Annotated in this window: 20 protein-coding genes; 5 read left to right on the top strand and 15 right to left on the bottom strand. The window is 69.8% G+C overall.

Going from position 1 to position 18251, the window contains the following annotated elements:
* Positions 1 to 5: 5 nt before the first annotated feature.
* The 9 genes from CJ226_RS13485 to CJ226_RS13525 form a co-directional block, all read right to left on the bottom strand.
* Entirely contained in the window at positions 6 to 875 is an 870-nt protein-coding gene (locus CJ226_RS13485) for a dihydrodipicolinate synthase family protein (protein WP_102209482.1), read from the bottom strand.
* Positions 872 to 2542, bottom strand: coding sequence for a tripartite tricarboxylate transporter permease (locus CJ226_RS13490; RefSeq protein WP_102209483.1), 1671 nt, complete (start codon positions 2540 to 2542; stop codon positions 872 to 874). The genes CJ226_RS13485 and CJ226_RS13490 overlap by 4 nt, the downstream gene beginning before the upstream one ends.
* Positions 2539 to 3078: a tripartite tricarboxylate transporter TctB family protein gene (locus CJ226_RS13495; RefSeq protein ID WP_102209484.1), complete on the bottom strand. Its 540-nt coding sequence runs from the start codon at positions 3076 to 3078 to the stop codon at positions 2539 to 2541. Before CJ226_RS13495 ends, CJ226_RS13490 begins: the two co-directional genes overlap by 4 nt.
* 59 nt (positions 3079 to 3137) lie before the next feature.
* Entirely contained in the window at positions 3138 to 4097 is a 960-nt protein-coding gene (locus CJ226_RS13500; RefSeq protein WP_231729519.1) for a tripartite tricarboxylate transporter substrate binding protein, read from the bottom strand.
* Positions 4098 to 4191: 94 nt separating this feature from the next.
* Positions 4192 to 4977, bottom strand: a complete 786-nt coding sequence (locus CJ226_RS13505) for a bifunctional 2-polyprenyl-6-hydroxyphenol methylase/3-demethylubiquinol 3-O-methyltransferase UbiG (RefSeq protein WP_102209485.1) — start codon at positions 4975 to 4977, stop codon at positions 4192 to 4194.
* Positions 4964 to 5440: an NUDIX domain-containing protein gene (locus CJ226_RS13510; protein ID WP_062637255.1), complete on the bottom strand. Its 477-nt coding sequence runs from the start codon at positions 5438 to 5440 to the stop codon at positions 4964 to 4966. Before CJ226_RS13510 ends, CJ226_RS13505 begins: the two co-directional genes overlap by 14 nt.
* 85 nt (positions 5441 to 5525) lie before the next feature.
* On the bottom strand, positions 5526 to 6890 hold the full coding sequence (locus CJ226_RS13515) for an extracellular solute-binding protein (RefSeq protein ID WP_102209486.1): 1365 nt from the start codon (positions 6888 to 6890) through the stop codon (positions 5526 to 5528).
* 26 nt (positions 6891 to 6916) lie between these two features.
* On the bottom strand, positions 6917 to 7870 hold the full coding sequence (locus CJ226_RS13520; protein ID WP_102209487.1) for a carbohydrate ABC transporter permease: 954 nt from the start codon (positions 7868 to 7870) through the stop codon (positions 6917 to 6919).
* A complete protein-coding gene (locus CJ226_RS13525) occupies positions 7870 to 8790 on the bottom strand; it encodes a carbohydrate ABC transporter permease (protein WP_102209488.1) in 921 nt (306 codons plus the stop codon). Before CJ226_RS13525 ends, CJ226_RS13520 begins: the two co-directional genes overlap by 1 nt.
* 199 nt (positions 8791 to 8989) lie before the next feature.
* Here CJ226_RS13525 and CJ226_RS13530 point away from each other — a divergent pair, with 199 nt between their 5' ends.
* Genes CJ226_RS13530 through CJ226_RS13545 form a run of 4 tightly spaced genes read left to right on the top strand, consistent with a single transcriptional unit; the run spans position 8990 to position 12842 of the window.
* Positions 8990 to 10144, top strand: a complete 1155-nt coding sequence (locus CJ226_RS13530; RefSeq protein ID WP_102209489.1) for a PP2C family protein-serine/threonine phosphatase — start codon at positions 8990 to 8992, stop codon at positions 10142 to 10144.
* Positions 10141 to 12105, top strand: coding sequence for a glycosyltransferase family 2 protein (locus CJ226_RS13535; RefSeq protein ID WP_102209490.1), 1965 nt, complete (start codon positions 10141 to 10143; stop codon positions 12103 to 12105). Before CJ226_RS13530 ends, CJ226_RS13535 begins: the two co-directional genes overlap by 4 nt.
* Positions 12089 to 12421: an STAS domain-containing protein gene (locus CJ226_RS13540; RefSeq protein WP_025102664.1), complete on the top strand. Its 333-nt coding sequence runs from the start codon at positions 12089 to 12091 to the stop codon at positions 12419 to 12421. The genes CJ226_RS13535 and CJ226_RS13540 overlap by 17 nt, the downstream gene beginning before the upstream one ends.
* Positions 12411 to 12842, top strand: a complete 432-nt coding sequence (locus CJ226_RS13545) for an ATP-binding protein (protein ID WP_102209491.1) — start codon at positions 12411 to 12413, stop codon at positions 12840 to 12842. The genes CJ226_RS13540 and CJ226_RS13545 overlap by 11 nt, the downstream gene beginning before the upstream one ends.
* Positions 12843 to 12846: 4 nt before the next feature.
* On the opposite strand, the gene CJ226_RS13550 is transcribed toward CJ226_RS13545, so the two are convergent.
* Positions 12847 to 13290, bottom strand: a complete 444-nt coding sequence (locus CJ226_RS13550; RefSeq protein ID WP_060921594.1) for a DoxX family protein — start codon at positions 13288 to 13290, stop codon at positions 12847 to 12849.
* Between the two features lie 149 nt (positions 13291 to 13439).
* Between CJ226_RS13550 and CJ226_RS13555 the strand changes: the two genes are divergently transcribed.
* Complete coding sequence (locus CJ226_RS13555) at positions 13440 to 14282, top strand: helix-turn-helix domain-containing protein (protein ID WP_102209492.1); 843 nt, start codon at positions 13440 to 13442, stop codon at positions 14280 to 14282.
* On the opposite strand, the gene CJ226_RS13560 is transcribed toward CJ226_RS13555, so the two are convergent.
* The 5 genes from CJ226_RS13560 to CJ226_RS13580 form a co-directional block, all read right to left on the bottom strand.
* Positions 14283 to 15143 carry an alpha/beta fold hydrolase gene (locus tag CJ226_RS13560; protein WP_102209493.1) on the bottom strand — a complete coding sequence of 287 codons (861 nt, stop codon included), beginning with the start codon at positions 15141 to 15143 and terminating at the stop codon, positions 14283 to 14285.
* Positions 15140 to 15964 (bottom strand): SDR family NAD(P)-dependent oxidoreductase, encoded by an 825-nt coding sequence (locus CJ226_RS13565; RefSeq protein ID WP_219719929.1) that lies wholly within the window; start codon positions 15962 to 15964, stop codon positions 15140 to 15142. Before CJ226_RS13565 ends, CJ226_RS13560 begins: the two co-directional genes overlap by 4 nt.
* A gap of 84 nt (positions 15965 to 16048) precedes the next feature.
* Entirely contained in the window at positions 16049 to 16708 is a 660-nt protein-coding gene (locus CJ226_RS13570; RefSeq protein ID WP_102209494.1) for a GntR family transcriptional regulator, read from the bottom strand.
* Between the two features lie 46 nt (positions 16709 to 16754).
* On the bottom strand, positions 16755 to 17168 hold the full coding sequence (locus tag CJ226_RS13575) for a heat shock protein transcriptional repressor HspR (RefSeq protein ID WP_062637270.1): 414 nt from the start codon (positions 17166 to 17168) through the stop codon (positions 16755 to 16757).
* A 94-nt stretch (positions 17169 to 17262) separates the two neighbouring features.
* The gene (locus CJ226_RS13580) at positions 17263 to 18246 is read right to left on the bottom strand and encodes a DnaJ C-terminal domain-containing protein (RefSeq protein ID WP_025102669.1); all 984 of its coding nucleotides are present in this window, start codon (positions 18244 to 18246) and stop codon (positions 17263 to 17265) included.
* Between the last annotated feature and the right edge of the window lie 5 nt (positions 18247 to 18251).

Raw genomic sequence — 18251 nt, forward strand, 5'->3', positions numbered from 1 at the left:
CCGCGTCAGCGGTGCGCGGCCACCACCTGTGCGACGGCTGCCCGCTGGTCGGCGGAGGGCTCGGCGATGGCCATACGGCAGTGCGTGTCCACGACGTCGAGCACGCGGTACGCCTCCTTCATGCGCGCCATGTCGCCGCCGATGAGCGCGACGACGTCGTCCACGGCGGCCTGTGCCGCGGCGATGGCGTCCGCATCGCCGGAGCGTCCGGCGTCGGCGAGGGCGCGGAACGGCTTCGGCGTCACGGAGGAGACACCAGAGACGACGCCCTGCGCGCCCGCTTCGACGGCTGCGATGAGGTCACGGTCGGCGCCGGTGTACAACTCGAAGTCGGCCGGCACCACCGCGCGGTACGCCGCGATGTCGCCGAGCGAGAGCTCGCTCACCTTGGCCCCGACCACGTTCGGCAGGGCGGCGATGCGCACGAGCAGCTCCGGCGAGACGGGGTTCCCGCTGCGCGCGGGATAGATGTAGACGTAGAGGCGCCCCTCCCCCACGGCGGCCGAGACGGCGCGGTAGTAGTCGAGGATCGCGTCGTCCGTGGCACGCAGGTAGTAGGGGGTGAGGGCCGCGAACTCCGTGGCCCCCAGCTCCTTCGCGATGCCGACCAGGCGCACGGCCTCGAAGGTGCTCGGCTGTCCGACGTGCACGATGACGCGCATCCGGTCCGCCAGCTCCTCCAGCGCGGCACCCACGAGCGCCCGGAACTCGCCCGCGTCCACGGCGGGGAACTCGCCCGTGGTGCCGAGGACGAAGGCGCCCTCGTTCCCCGAATCGGCCACGAACCGGAAGATCGCACGCGACCCGTCGAGGTCGAGGGTCCCGTCGCGGTGGAACGCGGTCGGGACGGCGGTCAGGATGTCGTAGCGGGTCACTTCTCGGTCTCCTCGGGGGTCGTGCTCTTGCGGTTCTTGCGGCCGGCGCGTCCCCGGCGCGCACCGGCGTCGACGTTGCGGACGGTGGAGGTGAGCAGGTCGGGCTGCGCCGCGAGCTCGTCGTGCGCCTTCTCGATCTGCACGATGCTGTCGGTGTGGAGGATCGAGTCCTCCAACGAGGCCCGCTCTGCCCGGGGCGTGCGGGCGGCGCGGATCGCGGGCATCACGATCGACAGCACCGCGAGCGCGAGCAGGACGAGGGCGATCGGGCTGACGACCTCGAAGAACGGCCGCGTCGGCAGGATCGCCAGCGTGCGGGCGAGGTTCTCCTCGGCGAGCGGACCGAGCAGGAGACCGAGCACCACGGGTCCTGCCGGGACCTGCATGCGCTTGAGCAGCACGCCGACCACGCCGAAGACGAGCATCGTGACGACCGTCGACAGGCTGTTCGAGGTGGCGTACGTGCCGATGATGCAGAAGATGAGGATGCCGCTCCACAGATACGGCTGCGGTACGTCGAGCAGCTTGACCATGCCCTTCATCCGCACGAGGCTCAGCGCGAGCGACAGGAGGGTCGCGACGAGCATGATCCCGACGATCGAGACGACGAGGTCGGGGCGGTTGGTGAACAGCGTGGGCCCGGGGGTGATGCCCCAGATGATCATCGAGCCGATCATCACCGCCATGACGGAGTCCCCGGGGATGCCGAGTGCCATCGTCGTGGTCAACGAGCCGCCGAGCGTCGCGCTGGAGGCGGTGTCGGACGCGGCGACGCCCTCGATCGATCCCTTGCCGAACATCTCCGGGTGCTTCGACGCCTTGCGCGCCCGCTCCCAGCCGATGAGCCCGGCGATGTCGCCGCCGGCCGCCGGGATGAGGCCGACGCCGAGGCCCACTGCCCCGCCGACCGCGGTGGCCCGTCCGCTCTGCTTCAGCTCGGCGCGGTTCGGCCACCACCGGCCGAGGCTCGAGATCGGTCGGACGTGCGACTTCCGGTGCGTGAGGAGCTGATCGAACAGCTCGGCGATGCCGAAGAGGCCGATGATGACGGCGATGAAGTTCACGCCCTCGACGAGTTCCAGCACACCGAACGTGAAGCGCTGGTCGGCTGTGGCGGCGTACGTTCCGACGCTGCCGAGCATGAGTCCGAAGAGGCCCGCGAGGATGCCCTTGAGCATCGACTTGGACGAGATGCCGATCATGATCGCGATGCCGAAGACGACGAGCGCGAACAGTTCGGGCGACTTGAAGTAGTCCCGGGCGAAGCTGGCGATCGGCACGGCGGCGACCGAGAAGAGCACGAGCGAGGCGAGGATGCCGACGGCCGACACGATCGCGGAGATCGTCAGCGCGAGACCGGCCCTGCCCTGTTTCGCCATCGGATAGCCGTCGAGGGTGGTGGCGATGGAGGCGGGAGTCCCCGGGGTGTTGATGAGGATGGACGGCACCCGGTCGCCGAAGTTCGCCGCGACGTAGATCGTCAGCAGCACCGCGAGGCCCTGCACGGGTTCGAGGGTCATGGTGAAGCCGGCCGCGAGCGCGACGGCCATGGTCGCGGTGATACCGGGGAAGGCGCCGACCATGAAGCCGAGGACGAGGCCGACCGCCATGTACAGCAGGATCGAGATGTCGAGGAGCGAGTTCAGCCCCTCCAGGAGCGCGTTCACAGGGGGATCCTCAGGAGCATGCCGAAGACGACGTAGACGAACGCCGTGACGGCGGCGGAGTAGATGACGAGGCTCAGCCAGCGGCGGTGGCCGTAGAGGAGCATCAGTGCGGCCATGAGCAGGGCGCAGGCGATCGGGAAGACCTCGATCCGGTAGCCGAAGAGGATGACCGAGCCGAGGGACCAGAGCGCGATGAAGGCACCGGCGATCGCGATCGTCGCGATCACCCGGAGGACGCCGCCCGGCTGGATGCGCTCGAGATCCTCCCGCGTGGGTGCCGGTCGCGTGATCGCCACGGCGAGCAGCGCGATCGCGATCACGACGCCGGTCACGCCGATGACGAGCGGCCAGAAGCGGGCGTCGATCTGTCCGGGGGCGGCCTCGCGGCGCAGCGGGATCTGCGTGGCGAGGAAGAGATAGCCGGCGGTGATCGCGAGGGCGACGGCGGCGAACGCGATCTCGAGGGGTCGCGAGGCGGTCGCCCCCTCGTAGCCGCCCGGCGCGGCCGACTCGGCCGCGGTGTCGGGGCTGGTCATGGTGCTCCTTCGTCGGAGGACGCGGCGGGGCCGGCGCGTGCCGACCCCACCGGAGGTGTTCAGCCCAGGAGATCCTGGAACAGGGCGAACTGGTCGTCGACGAACCCGGTCCACTCCGCGGAGTCGCGGTAGACCACGAGGTTGCCGGCGTCCGCCTGGAACTTCTGGTAGCTCTCGGACTCCACGGCCTCCTTGACGGCGGCCTCGAGGGCGTCGTGCACGTCGTCGGGCAGGCCGGCCGGAGCATAGATGCCGCCCCAGCCGCCGAAGACGACTTCTTCGCCGATGGCCTCCTCGACCGTCTCGACGTCCTCCGCGTCCGGGTGACGCTCGTCGTTCATGACCGCGAGGATGCGGACGGCCTCGCCCTGCGCGAGGGCCTCGCCGAGTCCGGAGACGGCGGCGACGGTCTCACCGGATGCGGCCGCCGCGACCGCCGTGGCGCCACCGTCGTAGGGGACGGGGGTGAAGTCGGCGTCCGTGGCCTTGCCGAGGCCGAGGGTGGCGGCCTCCCAGATCGAGCCGGCGCCGGAGTTCGCGACCGTGACCGCGCCGGACTTCGCCTGGGTCACGAGGTCGTCGAGGGTCTCGATGCCGCTGTTCGCACCCACCGTGATGACGCCGGGGGCGAGCATGATCTGTCCGAGCAGGTCGAAGTCGTCGGGCAGCACGTCGGCGCTCTGGGTCGTGTTGAGCATCGCGATCTCGACCGGGGCGAACCCGATGACGTAGCCGTCCGGATCCTGCGAGCCGACGTACTCCATCGCGAGCGCTCCCGCGGCTCCGGGCATGTTCTCCGGGATCACGCTGACGCCGAGGATCTTCTCGAGCTCGGTCGCGAGCGCGCGGGACGACAGGTCGGAGCCGCCACCGGGGTTGGCCTGGATGATCAACCGGATGTCGTCCTCGGGATAGGTCGAGGCGGCCCCCTCGCTCTCGTCGACCTTCGTGCAGGCCGACAGCACCAGAGCGGTGGCGGCGAGGGCGGCGAAGGCAGCGGCCGCCCGAGTGATGCGCATGCGGGGCATCTTTGCTCCTCTACGTGGGTCGACCGTGTTGTCGACACCGCGAGGCTATCAGTGTTGACTGTTAACAGTCAACACTGTGGCCGAGTCACCGCACGCGACACACGGCCAGGAGGTGCGGGCTCAGCTCCCGGATTCCGGGAACGGTGCTCCCGGCTCGCGCCAGCTGGAGGGCCGCCTGCGTGAGCGCCGTCTCCTCCACGGGCATCCCCTCCAGCAACAGCCCGCCGGGCCCTTCGACGCCATGGACCTCCAGAACGTCGAGTCCGGCGGAGACGGCCTCCGCGGCGAGCGACTCCGCCGTATGGAAGTGCCCCGCCGGGAAGCGACCCCGCGAGGAGGGAGTCCCGCGTTCCAGCAGGGCGCCGTGTTCGTCGTCGAGGTGGAGGTCGGTCACACCGAGCGCGAGCTGACCAAATCCGACGAACCGCGAGAGGCCTGCCGCGAACACCCAGCCGCCGGATCGCACCACCCGTGCGGCCTCGCCGAGCGCCTGGAGACGGTCCGCGCGATCGGCCAGGTGGTACAGCGGGCCGAGGAGAAGGGCGGCATCGAAGCTGTCCGCGGCGAACGGCAGCGAGCGCGCGTCGCCCACGCGGGCGTCCACACCTCGCTCCGCCGCACTCCGGACATGACCCCGCACCGGGTCGACGAGGGTGACCCGATGTCCGCGGTCGAGGAGCGAGCGCGCACGGACGCCCGCCCCGCCTCCGACATCGATCACGCGACCCTCGGCGAGGTGCTCCGCGATCAGTTCCTGGATGCGCTGGTGCTCCAGCGGCCCCTGCGCCGACCGCGTCGTCAACCGCACGGATTCGTCGAACTGCTCCTCGTAGTAGTCGCGGATCCGCTCGTCGAGCTCACGCTGGTCCATGGTCGGCCTCTCTCCCCTCGCGCGACGTTCGGATCAAGTCAGCCGCTCCGGTCGGGTACAGGGGAACCTCGTGGCCGGCGTCGTCGAACGAGCGCCACACGACAGGGACGGCCGAGCCGTCCGACTCGGTGAGGGTCCCACCTTCGACGCCCGGTGCCGGATCGAGTGAGCCGGAGTACAGAGCGACGATCTCATGGCCGATCTCACCGTTGAAGCGGAAGATGTTCTCGACGATCCCGACGTGTTCGAGGCCGTCGATGCGTGCTCCGAGCTCTTCATCCACCTCTCGGACTATCGCGTCCCGGAAAGACTCGCCGAGTTCGACACTCCCCCCGATCAGCCGATGGTATCCCCGAGGATTCTCCGTGGTCGGTGCGTTGACACTGACGAGGTGAGACATCCCGTCCGCGCTCGGAGCGACCAGCATGGCTTTGACACGGATGGTGGAGCGGTCGATTCCCATGCCACCATCATCCACGCCCGCCTGCGCGACGCACGGCGCCAGGCGGGGATGCCCGCCTGGCGCCGTCCCTCCGCGTCTGGCCGGGCTAGCCGGCCGTGGCGTTCTCGTACGCGCGCATCGCGGCCTCCTGCGCTTCCTTCAACGCGTCCTCGGGCGACTTGTCCCCGAGCAGCGCCGCCGTGATGGCGTTGTTGAGCTCGTTCTGAATCTCCTGGCCCGCCGGGGAGGAGCCGAACGACTGCCCGTAGTCCACCACGTCGTAGTAGGTGGAGATGACCTGGTCGAAGCCGGCGTTGCCGCTGTCGGTGACGAAGGTCTCGCGGATGGACTGGTCGGCGGACGGCGACCCGGTGAACAGCCCGGTGTTGATCCCGCCGTCGGTCTTCAGGGTCTCGGCACGCGCCTCACCCGCCGCGTTCCACGCGTCGTCGGAGGTGAGGTTGACCATCCACGCGCACGCCGCCGCGGGGTTCTCCGCGCCGGCCGGGATCACGAACGCGGTGCCCGAGGCGACCGAGAACGGCTCCCCGTCGGCGTTCCGGAACGGCACCGCCTCGAGGTCGATCTGGTCGGCGTACGGGCTCAGCACGTTCGGGTACCACTGCGCGTTCACCTGCGCCCCGACCTGCTGGGCGACGAACTGGTTCTGGTCGCCGAAGGCGTCGAACGAGTCGCTGAAGCTCTTGACGGCCGCGAAGCCTCCCTGCGCGTCGGTGATCTGCTTGAGCACCTCGATGCCGGCCACGTTGCTGGGGTCGTCCAGGGTGGGCGCCCCCTTCTCATCGTTGAGCTGGCCACCCATGCCGAGGATCCATAGCCCGGCCTGACCGGTCGCGACCGGGTCGAAACCGAGCCGCGTGGGCACACCGCCGGACTCCTGGTACATCTTCTCGATCGCGCCGAGCAGCACGTCGGGCTTCGAGGTGTCGATCTCCTCCGCCGTCACCCCCGCCTCGTCGAGCACGGCCTTGTTCAGCAGGATCGCCGGCGGCTGGTAGAACTGCGGCACCGCCCACACCGCGTCGTCGTAGGTGACGTCGTCGACGACGAAGGGGTACCAGTGGTCGCGCGGCGAGACGTCCTGGGCCGCGAAGCACTCGTCGAGCGGCATGATGAGGTCCTGCGCGGCATACGTGGTCACGTACCGGCGATCCATCTGCACCACGTCGGGCACGTCGCCGCTCGCGATGCGGGTGGTGAACTTCTGCGCGTCGAAGGCCGTCGCGTCGAGGTCGACCTCGACGTCCTTCAGCTGCTCGGCGGCGTAGTCCATGCGCGAGGTGCCGACGTCGTCGGCGTTCTCGAATCCCCACGCCTTTAGCGTGCCGCTCGGCTCCGCCCCGAAGTCGGCGTCGGCCGCTTGGTCGTCTCCCCCTCCCCCGCCGCACCCGGCGAGGACGAGGACGGATGCCGCGGCGACCGCGGTGATTCCCAGCATGCGTGTGCGCATGACTGCTCCTTTCGATCTGTGGTTCGTCATCCCTTGCGCCCCTGGGTCGCGACGCCCTCGATGAAGGCGCGCTGCCCGAAGGCGAAGAGGATGAGCATCGGGAGGGTCACCAGGAGGGAGGCGACCATGACGTACTGGTAGTCGCCGTGACCGCCCGCCGTGGGGCTGTACTTGGTCATGGCGTACGCGATGCCGAGCGGCGCGGTGAACTCGTCCACCGATCCGGCGTTGAGGTAGATGAGGGCGGCCTGCAGGTTGTTCCAGCTGGCCTGGAACTCGAACAGGAACACGATGACGAACGACGGGATCGACAGCGGCATCGCGATCCGCCAGAACAGTCCCCAGGCGCTGGCCCCGTCGAGCCGCGCCGCCTCGAACAGCTCCCGCGGCAGGCCGAGGAAGAACTGACGCTGCAGGAAGATGTAGAAGGCCGAGCCGAAGAGGTTCATGCCCCACAGCGGCACCCATGTGCCGAGGAGTCCGGTCTCCTTCCAGATGAGGTAGATCGGGATCATCGTCACCGCGCCGGGAAGCATCATCGTCGCGAGCACGAGGCCGAACAGCAGGCCGCGCCCCGGGAAGCGGAAGTAGGCGAACCCGAACGCCACGATCGAGCTGGAGATCGCGACGGCACCGGCGGCGAGCAGCGCGATGGCGATGCTGTTGCCCATCCAGTTCAGCAGCGGGAGCTGATTCCACACCTCCACGTAGTTCTCCGGCACGAAGGTCTTCGGGATGAGGGCGTTGTCGAACACCTCCCCTCGCGGCTTGAAGCTCGCCGCGAGGAGCCAGGCGAAGGGATACAGGAACAGCAACGCGAACAGCACGAGGATGATGTTCAGCACGATGCGGGCGATGAGACTCTTCGGCTGCTGCAGCCTCCGGCGTCGCCGCGGCCGGGCCGGGGACGTGGCCGCAACCGTCTCGGGGAGGTCGTCCCCGTTCGTCTCGACGGGGACCTGGCGCAGGGTCTGGGACATCAGCGGTCTCCCTCGTAGTAGACGAAGCGGTTGCCGACCTTCACCTGGATGAGCGTGATGATCATGATGATGACGAAGAGCAGCCACGCCATCGCCGCCGCGAAGCCGAAGTTGAACTGCCGGAACGCCTGCTGGAACAGATAGATTGCGTAGAAGAGGGATGCCTCCGGTGACGAATTGCTCTGATCCCGCCAGAACAGCAGGTACGCCTGGTCGAAGATCTGGAACGCGGCGATCGAGAGCACGATGACGTTGAAGAACATGGCCCCCGAGATCATCGGGAGGGTGATCGAGAAGAACTTCCTGATCGGTCCCGCCCCGTCGAGCGAGGCCACCTCGTACAGCTCGACGGGCACGTTCTTCAGCGCTGCGAGGAAGATCACCATGGTCCCCGCGACGGTCCACAGCGTCATGATCACGATGCTCGGCTTGACCCACGCGGGGTCGACGAGCCACTGCGGCCCCTGGATGCCGAACAGCCGGAGGAACTGGTTGATCGCTCCGGAGTTGCCGTTCAGGAGGAGGAAGAACACCGCCGCGGTCGCGACGGCCGGCGTCATCTTCGGCAGGTAGTAGAGCACGCGGAAGGCACCCGCACCGCGCCCGACGCGGTTGAGCAGCAGGGCGAGGATCAGCGCGAACACGATCTCCAGCGGCACCGCCATCACCACGTAGAACAGCGTGTTCGCGAGCGAGACGCCCACCCGCGGGTCCTCGAAGAGGTTGGCGTAGTTGTCGATGCCGACCGGGCGGGCGCTGTTCGTGGCGAGGTTGTAGCTGCTGAACGAGATGTACAGGCTGTAGACCATCGCGCCGGCCGTGAAGATGAGGAATCCGATGAGCCAGGGCGAGATGAAGAGATAGCCGGCGAGGGCCTCCCGGCGGTTGTACCGGTCCCGCTGGCGGGTCTTGAGCGGCATCCACCTGCCTCCTTTCCGAGGACGTGCAGACACGGCGCTCCCGTCCTGGCGCGATGCTAGATCCGGAGAAGCGGTTCTCCGCGGGGCTTGCGCAGAACCGTTTCCTGTGGTTCGCCTGAATGCCGCGTGGACGCCCTGGTGCTCCGGCTGCGGTTCCTCCCTAGGATGAGGGGAATAAACACGGAGGAGGGCCGGGGGAATGTTCGACGAGCGACGGCGACAGGCAGCGCTCGAGGAACTGGGGATCCTTGACACGCCACCCGATGAGCGGGTGGATCGAGTGGCACGACTGGCGAAGGAGATGTTCGGCGTGCCGATGGTCAGCGTCTCGCTGATCGACCGCGACCGACAGTGGCGCAAATCGCAGATCGGCCTCGGGGGGAACGAGGCACCGCGACAGGATTCGTTCTGCGACTACACCGTGTCGCAGGACCGGACGGTGGTGGTGGAGGACGCGAGCACGACCGACCTCTTCGCCGAGAACCCGTTCGTGACCGGCGACCCGCACCTGCGGTTCTACGCGGCCCATCCGCTGCACGCGCCGGGCGGCGAGCCGGTCGGGACGCTGTGTGTGCTCGACACCGAGCCGCATACGTTCACGGACGCCCAGCAGGACCTTCTGCGCGACCTCGCTTTCTGGGTGCAGACGGAGCTGGCACAGGACGCTGACGTCGACCACGCCGCCGTGGTGCAGCGGGCCCTGCGCCCGCGGGTGCATCCGGAGATCGACGGGTACACGATCGCCGCCGGCGCCGCCCCACGGGGAACGCTCGCCGGGGACTACTACGACTTCTCACGCCACGGGGAAGCCCTGCGCGTGACCCTGGCCGACGCGATGGGCAAGGGCACGGGACCGGCGCTGGTCGCGGCCACGGTGCGCGCCTCCCTGCGGACGGCGCCGGAGCGCTCGCTGTCCGACGCCGTGATCGAGGTGGACCGCCTGCTCGAGGACGATCTCGCGGACACGTCGATGTTCGTCACGGCCGTCGTCGCCGAGCTGCAGCCGGAGACGGGAGACCTCGAGGTCATCGACGCCGGCCACAGCCTCGCTTTCGTCGTCCGGGCGGACGGGTCGTGGACGCCGCTGCGCTCCACGAACCTGCCTCTCGGCATGGGGATGGGCCTTGCCGACCCCCGCGTCCCGGTGACCACCCGCCTGGAACCGGGCGATGCCTTCATCTGCTGCAGCGATGGACTCCTCGACGTACTCGACCCGGACGACCCGTTCGGCCACGTCGAGCGCGTCCTCGCAGAGATGGGCCCCGGCGGCGCTGTCGGCGAGGCTCTGCGGCTCGCGAACGACGAGCGCGCGACCGACGACATCACCGTCGTGGTCGTGCGGAGGGACACATGACCGCGCGGTTCGCGACGATCCGCGTCCTCGCACTCCTCTCGGTCCTGCTCGGCGTGAACTACGTCGCGTGGCGGTGGCTGGAGTCGGTGAACTGGTCGGCCTGGTGGATCGCGGTGCCGCTCGTGATCGCCGAGACCTACAGCCTCATCGACACGTTCCTCTTCTGCCTCACGATGTGGCGCGCGAAGGAGCGTCCGGCACCGGTATCGCCGCCGCAAGGCACCGTCGACGTGTTCATCACGACCTACGACGAGCCGATCGAGCTCGTCATGACGACGGCCAGGGCGGCGAAGCGGATCGCCTATCCGCACTCCACCTGGATCCTCGACGACGGCTCCCGCCCCGAACTCGAGGCCGAGGCCAGGGCCGCGGGCGTCGGCTATCTCACCCGCTCCGAGGACTGGACGGGCAAGCCCCGGCACGCCAAGGCCGGCAATCTCAACAGCGCGCTCTTCCAGACCGACGGCGAGTTCCTCCTCATCCTCGACGCCGACCAGGTGCCCGACCCGCTGATCCTGCACCGCACACTCGGCTACTTCGCCGATGATCCCGAAGTCGCCCTCGTGCAGACCCCGCAGTGGTTCGTGAACGTCGACGAGGCCGACCCGCTCGGCAGCCAGGCGCCGCTGTTCTACGGACCGATCCAGCAGGGGAAGGACGGCTGGAACGCGGCCTTCTTCTGCGGGTCGAACGCCGTGCTCCGCCGCGAGGCGCTCATGCAGCTCGGCATCGTGGGCTACGTGCAGAACGTCACCGACTCCGCCGCGCGGGCGCTCAAGACCTCCGAGGCGCTGATCGCCCGTGAGGCCGAGGCCGCGACCGACCCGGCGCTCGCCACCGAGCTCGGCGCGCTGCGCATCGCGATCGCGCGCGGACGCAAGGAGCTCGCCGCGGGTACGTCGGTCGCCGAGGTCGCCGCACGCGTGGGGGAAGCTGTCGACAACGCCTCCCGGATCCTCGTGGCGCACGACCTGGAGGGCATCCGCGCCGATCTCGCGGTGATCGAGTCCCTGCCGGTGCAGCACGACGCGGAACTCGGACAGGTCGTGGTGGACGAGGCGGGGCTCGACGCGCTGGCCGCCTCGGAACTCTCCCCGCTCACCGCCGTGGAGGCCGTCCGCGGACTGCTCGACGCGCTCCGCCTCGACCGGGCCGATGAGGCGCAGCCGATCCTCCCCCTCGCCACGATCTCGGTGACGGAGGACATGGCGACGGCGATGCAGCTGCACGCCCTCGGCTGGAAGAGCGTCTACCACCACGAGATCCTGGCGCACGGCCTCGCCCCGGAAGACCTCCGGACGATGCTCACGCAGCGGCTGCGGTGGGCCCAGGGGACGCTGCAGGTGATGCTGCGCGACAACCCCCTGGCCAAGCGCGGACTCTCGGTGGGGCAGCGCCTCATGTACTTCGCGACGATGTGGAGCTACCTGTCCGGCTTCGCGGCCATCGTCTACCTCGCCGCCCCGGTGATCTACCTCGTGTTCGGGGTGCTCCCCGTCACCGCCTGGTCGGTCGACTTCTTCGCACGGTTCCTGCCGTACTTCCTCGTCAACCAGGCGCTGTTCCTCGTGGTCGCGAAGGGGGTGAAGACCTGGCGAGGTCAGCAGTACTCGCTTGCGCTGTTCCCCGTGTGGATCCGCGCGTGTTGGACGGCCTTCGCCAACGTCGTGCTCGGCCGGCCGCTGTCCTTCGCCGTGACGCGGAAGGACGGCCGAGACCCACGCGGCGTCCCCTGGCGCGAGATCTGGCCGCAGCTGACCGCCATGGTCGTGCTCGTGATCGCCCTCGTCATCGGGGTCGCCCGGGTCATCGTCGGCACCGGCGACGGCACCGGCACCCTCGTGAACACCGCCTGGGTCCTGTACGACCTGGTCGTCCTCAGCGTCATCATCCAGGCGGCACGCTATCGCGGCCCCGCCGCGCAGGTCCTCGAGAAGGAGTCGAATGAACGTCAGCACTGACACCAGGGACGGCTACGCCGTCGTCGCGATCACGGGGCGCCTGACCGCCTCGGGCGCGCCGTTGCTGCGCAACGCGGTGAGCGACCTCGTCGCCGCCGGGCAGCCGCGCATCGCGATCGACCTCAGCGGCACCGAGTTCGTCGACTCCTCGGGCCTCGGCGCCCTGGTGGGCGGCCTCAAGAGCGCCCGGGTGGCCGGAGGCGATCTGCGCATCGCCGCCGTCCCCGAGGCCGTGCGCACCGTCCTCCACCTCACCAACCTGGATCGCGTGCTCCGCGACTACCCGACGCCGGAATCGGCGTTCGATGGACGCTGACACCCGCTCCTTCCACATCGACGGGCCCGCCGGGCTCGCCCTCGTCGACCGCGCCCTCGATGAGCTCGACCGGCTCTGGACTCACGCTCCGGAGGTTCCGGCTCAGGACCAGGTGCTGTTCACCCTCGCGCTCAGCGAGGTCACGACCAACATCGCGCAGCACAACGAGCACGCGGACGTCGTCCTGAGCATCGACGTCCGCGTGACGGCGGAGGAGCTGCGCGCCTACATCCGCGACACCGCCCCGCCGGCACCGATCGACTGGGACGCGGTGACGATGCCGGGCGAGGAGGCGGAGAGCGGACGCGGACTCGCGCTGTCGCAGGCGGCGCTCGACGAGTTCACCCACACGGTCACCGATCTCGGCAACACCTGGGTCCTCGTCCGCCGCGTGGATCCGGCGCGCGAGGCGGGCGGCTGACCCGTCAGGCGAGCCAGGCCGGCGCGCGTCCGCGGAGTGCCGCGGCGTCGATGGAGTAGCGCCCCGCCCCCGTGAGCGCGAGCGCCAGAGCCGCCGCACCGAGCACGGCGACGAACTCGTAGCCGCCGGCCGTCACCCACAGGCCCGCGGGCAGGTGCACGAGCACGAGGGCCACCAGCATGTCGACGGCGAGGAGGATGCCGACCGGACGCGTCAGCAGTCCGAGGATCAGCAGGATCCCGCCGATGAGCTCGAGGAAGGCGACGACGGGCGCGGCGATCTCGGCGAGCGGGACCCCCATGCCGGCGAAGCTGCCGATGGTCCCGGGGATCGTGAACTCGAAGATCTTCTGGGCGCCGTGGGCGGCGAAGATCGCGCCGACGACGATGCGCAGGACGAGGAGTCCGAGCGACGAGGCGGAGGAGGCGGAGGCTGTGGTGTTCGTCATGAGGAGGTTCTTCCTTCGTGGCAGGACACCCGCGCGGGCGCGGACCAGGGCTCTTGCCCTGGCCCCCACGGTAGGAACCGTTCTTTTCCGTCCGCTGAACGCCTCGGCTTCGCGGATCCCCGCCCCGCGCGACGCGGAACAATGGAGGAATGGGGCTGGATTCGGTGAACCGGGCACTCACCAGCATGAGGGTGGTGTCGGCAGAGCCCCTCACGCTCCCCGGCATCGGAGCCACTCTGACGGGCGACGGCGGCCCCGGCGCCGCTGGACGGCAGCTGCTCGTCATGGCCGGCGCCGCCGGGCTGCACCTGCTCCGGGACGGTCGCGCGATCGCGGTGAGGCCCCGTCAGGTCGCTGTCGTCTGTCTCTCCGCCGAGGAGAGCATCGGGTTTCTCGACGCGGAGGCCGCGGGGATCATCTCCTTCGAGAGTCGCGGCCACGTCTATGCACTCCTCGAACGCGAGCTGCCGCGTCTCATCATCGTGGACGAGACGCCGGTGTTGTCCACGGTCGTCGGGCTCCTGAAGGAACAGATCGGCAGTGAAGGGTCCCGTGCGGGGCTCTTCCCCAAACTCACGGAGGTCGCGGCGACCGCTGCCGTCCTCGCGTGGATAGCCGCCTCCCCTGCACCGCCGGGGTGGATCGGCGGGATCGCGCATCCACGCATCGGAGCGGTCCTCACCGCCCTGCACCGAGATCCGGCGCGGTCCTGGACCGTCGCGGAGATGGCGGCCCTGGCTCACCTCTCGCGATCCGCCTTCGCGAAGACCTTCCGGGACGTGGTCGGTACGACTCCCTCCGCCCACCTCGCACGCTGGCGCATGGCGCACGCGATGGAGATCCTCGACGAAGCGCCCGACACTCCGCTCAAGGAGATCGCCGAGCGCCTCGGCTACTCGGACGAGTTCGCCCTCAGCACCGCGTTCAAGCGGCGGTTCGGTGTGAGTCCGCGCCACTACGAAACGGCGTCGATCGGATCGCGCTCGGGGTGATCACAGCTCACGGCAGAAACCGCGGATGAGGCGGGCCACGGCCGCCGGTTCGGTGACGAGCGCGTCATGTCCCGCGGTCAGCCGCTGCACCTGCCACTCTCCCGGCCGCGCGCGTATGCGCTCCTTCGATGGCGCGACATCGGCGAACGACGGCTCCGTGCAATCGACGTAGAGCCGCGGGACCGAAGGCCCCGTGCCCTCGAGCGGCACCACGTCCGCCCAACTGCTCCACGGGTGCGCGGTGAGGCGACGCCGCAGCCACGCGACGTCGGGTTCACGGAAGACGCCGAACATCTCGGGATCCCGCGGTTTGGGGACGAAGAAGCCCTCTCCGGCCTGAGCGACCACGGTCGGCAGCGCGGCGCGACTCGACGGGGTGAGGACGTCGAGGACCCGCTCCGCGGGGTCGACGACGACGGCGTCCAGATACACGGCCCCGCGCAGGCGGCGGGCGATCCGCTCTGCGACCGCCGAGGCATACGCTCCGCCGATGCTGTGGCCGACGAGGACGACGTTCTCGAGCTCCTCCGCCTCGATGCTCGCCACGATGTCATCGACTCCGTCCTGGAACGTGATGCCGCGCGCGAGGCGATGCGCGCGATCACCGACCCCGGGAAGGGTGGGCGTGAGGATGCGACCACGCCGGACGTCGAGACGCTCCACCACACGCCGCCACGCCCAGCCGCCGTGGGACCCACCGTGGATGAACACGAGATCGGTACGGGCTCGGGCCGCCGAAGCGGTGGGCACCTGTCCGACGCTTGCAGCGGCGACGGCAGCGGAGACACCGAGCGCGGCACCGAGCACCGCCCGTCGGCTGACCCCGCGGGGCACCGGACCGCCGACCTCAGCGACAGTCATCGCCGGAACTCCGCAGACCGGTCGACGACCGCCCCGAGCGACTGAGGCGGCACCCCCAGCACCTCCGACACCCCGGGAGACAGATAGGCGTCGCGGCCATCGCGGATGGCCGCGAACAGGTTCCCGAGCGCCCCGACCATCCGCGGCGGCAGGTAGTCCGCCACGGAGGCCGCCCACTCCGCCGGCTCCACGTGGACATATCGCAAGGTCCGGTCGGTGCGCCGCGCGACGATCTCGACCGCCTCCGCGAACGTGAGCACCTCGGGGCCGGAGAGCTCGACGTGCGTCGGGCCCGTGCCGTCGAGCAACAGGCGCGCCGCCACGCGGGCGATGTCGGCCGCGTCGATGAACGGCTCGCCCCCGTCGCCTGTGGGAAGCCGCAACTCTCCGGTGGCGCCGAGCTGGGCGGCGAACAGACCGTCGATGAAACCCTGCGAGAACCAGGAGGGACGGAGGAACGTGGAGGCGGCATCCGCCGCGGCGAAGGCCCGTTCGGCGCCTGCGGCAATCCCGTCCCCGCTCACCTCGGGGTTCCGCGCCGTCAGGACCACGACCTGCGAGACACCCGCACGGTCGAGAGTCTCGATGAACGGATGGAGGTCCATCGGCTCCTCGGGAAGGACGACGTACACGCCCGCCGCGCCGGAGACGACCGGCCCCCAGCTTGCGGGGTCACCCCAGTCGAAGCGCCATTCCGAGCGGCGCGATGCCCGGCGCACCGCGCGCCCGGCGTCCTCGAGCAGTGCCGCCACGCGCGAACCGGTCGTACCGGTGGCACCGAGGACGACGATCGGATTCTCTGTCCTGTCCAGTCCCGTCATGTGCTCCATGCTCGCCCCGCCGGGGAGCGCGGCCCATGTCCGCATGCACACGGAACATGTGCCCGCGTCTTCGCGTCCCGTGCCTCAGCGGGAGCCGACTTCGTGGAGCATCCGCTCGCGGGCACCGTCGAGGTGCGCCGAGAGGACGGCGGCGGCCGCGTCGGGAGACCCCGTGCGCATGACATCCAGCAGCGTCACGTGGTCGTCCGCGGACTCGTGGAGGTCCTCATCGTGGTTGATCGTGACCTCGAGCAGCGCCGTGAACGTGGGGAGGTACTGGTTCCAGGCGCCCTCCAGCCGCGGGTGATCGGCGAGGGCGTAGATCTGGGAGTGGAAGTCGAGGTCGGCCGTGACGAAGGCGGCATGGTCACCGGCGTCCGCGGCCTCGGCCATGCGCTGGACGGCTTCGGCCATCGGCTGCCATCGGTCGTCGTCGTCGACCCGCATCGCGCGCGAGAGGGCGAGCTGCTCCAATGCGCCCCGGAGGCTGTAGAGCTGGTCGACGTCGTCGCTCGTGAGGCCCACGATGTAGACGCCGCGCGGGCGCTGCACCTCGACGAGCTTCTCGAAGCTGAGCTGGGTGAGGGCGTCGCGCACGGGACCGCGGCTGACGGCGAACTCCTCGGCGAGGGCCTCTTCGGTGAGCCGAGCTCCCGGCGCGAGCTCCCCTCGGACGATGCGCTGGCGCAGCACGCGCGCGACCTGCGCTCCGAGCGACTCCCCGCGCGTGACGGTCTGCGTCATGGTGACCTCCTGTTAACAGTTGACAGGATACACACCGGGTGCGCGGTCACGCTCCGGAGCGCGGACTCCAGAGCACGAGCTCGGTCGAGCGGCGGATGCGGCGGCCGGTCGGCATGGGCACGACCCCCGCGGATCCGGCGGCGAACACCCGCACGCCGGGACGGTTCTCGCGCTCGGCGCGGAGGGCGCTCTCCAGCGCGACGACACGGTCGCGCAGCATCCGGTTCTCGTCCTCCAGGTCGAGGAGCCGGGCGATCGCGGGGAGACTGACCCCTTCGGAGGAGAGCTGGGCGACCTCGCGCAGCTGCTCGATGTTGCGGTGAGAATAACGACGGGAGCCGCCGGGCGTCCGTCCCGGCACCACGAGGCCGATCCGGTCGTACTGACGGAGGGTCTGGGGGTGCAGGCCGGAGAGCTTGGCGGCTGCGGCGATCGCGAAGACCGGGGTGTCCGCGTCCATCACGCCTTCCTTCCTGATTTCACGTCAGGCCGCCGCGCCGGGTCAGGCAACTCCCTTCCGGAAGCGCCTGACCCGACGCGAAAGCCTGTGCTCGTCAACGGCGGGCTTTCGCCATGAGCTCGGCCCGCGGGTTCTCCTGGGGCTCCAGTTCCTGGAACCTCTCGAGAGCCTCGCGCGCGGCGTCGTCGAGGTGCGTCGGAACCGCGACCTGGAGCTCGGCGAGCAGGTCACCGGTCCCCTTCGCCGTCGCGACACCCCGACCCTTGACGCGGAGCACGCGGCCCGACGGAGTTCCGGGGGCCACACGCAGCTTCACCACGTCGCCGCCGAGCGTCGGGACCTCGATGGTCGCGCCCAGCGTCGCCTCGGTGAAGGTCACGGGGACCACCACGCGGAGGTTGAGGCCGTCCCGCGTGAAGACCGGGTGCGGACGCACCGTGATCTGCACCACGATGTCTCCGCTCTCCCCACCGTCCGGCGAGGGGCGACCACGGCCGCGCAGCCGGATCTTCTGCCCGTCGGCGACGCCCGCGGGGATCTTCACCTTGAACGGCTTGCCGTCCTCGCCCTGCAGGGTGATGGTCTCGCCCTGCACGGCGGTGCTGAAGTCCAGCGTGGTGCGGGCCGTGACGTCGGCGCCGCGCTGCGGACCGCCGAAGCCGCGGAAGCCGCCGCTCGGCTGCCCGAACCGGCCACCACCGAACGAGCTGCCCTGGCCCTGGTTGAACATCGCGAAGATGTCCTCGAAGTCGGCGGTCTGGCCGCGCCCCTGCTGTCCGAACCGGCTGAAGACGTCTTCGAACCCGCCGGCGCCCGAGCCGCTCGCCGTGAAGCGAGCACCCGAACCCATGGCGCGGATCTCGTCGTACTCCTTGCGCTGCTCGGCGTCGGAGAGCACCGAGTACGCCTCGCTGATCTCCTTGAACTTGGCCTCGGCCTTCGCATCACCCTGATTGGAGTCGGGGTGATACTTGCGCGCGAGCTTGCGGTACGTCTTCTTCAGGTCAGCGTCGCTGACGTCCTTCGAGACCCCGAGGGTCTTGTAGAAGTCCTTGTCGAACCAATCCTGGCTGGCCATCGATC

It is taken from the genome of Microbacterium sp. UMB0228, from assembly GCF_002871415.1.
Classification (GTDB): domain Bacteria; phylum Actinomycetota; class Actinomycetes; order Actinomycetales; family Microbacteriaceae; genus Microbacterium.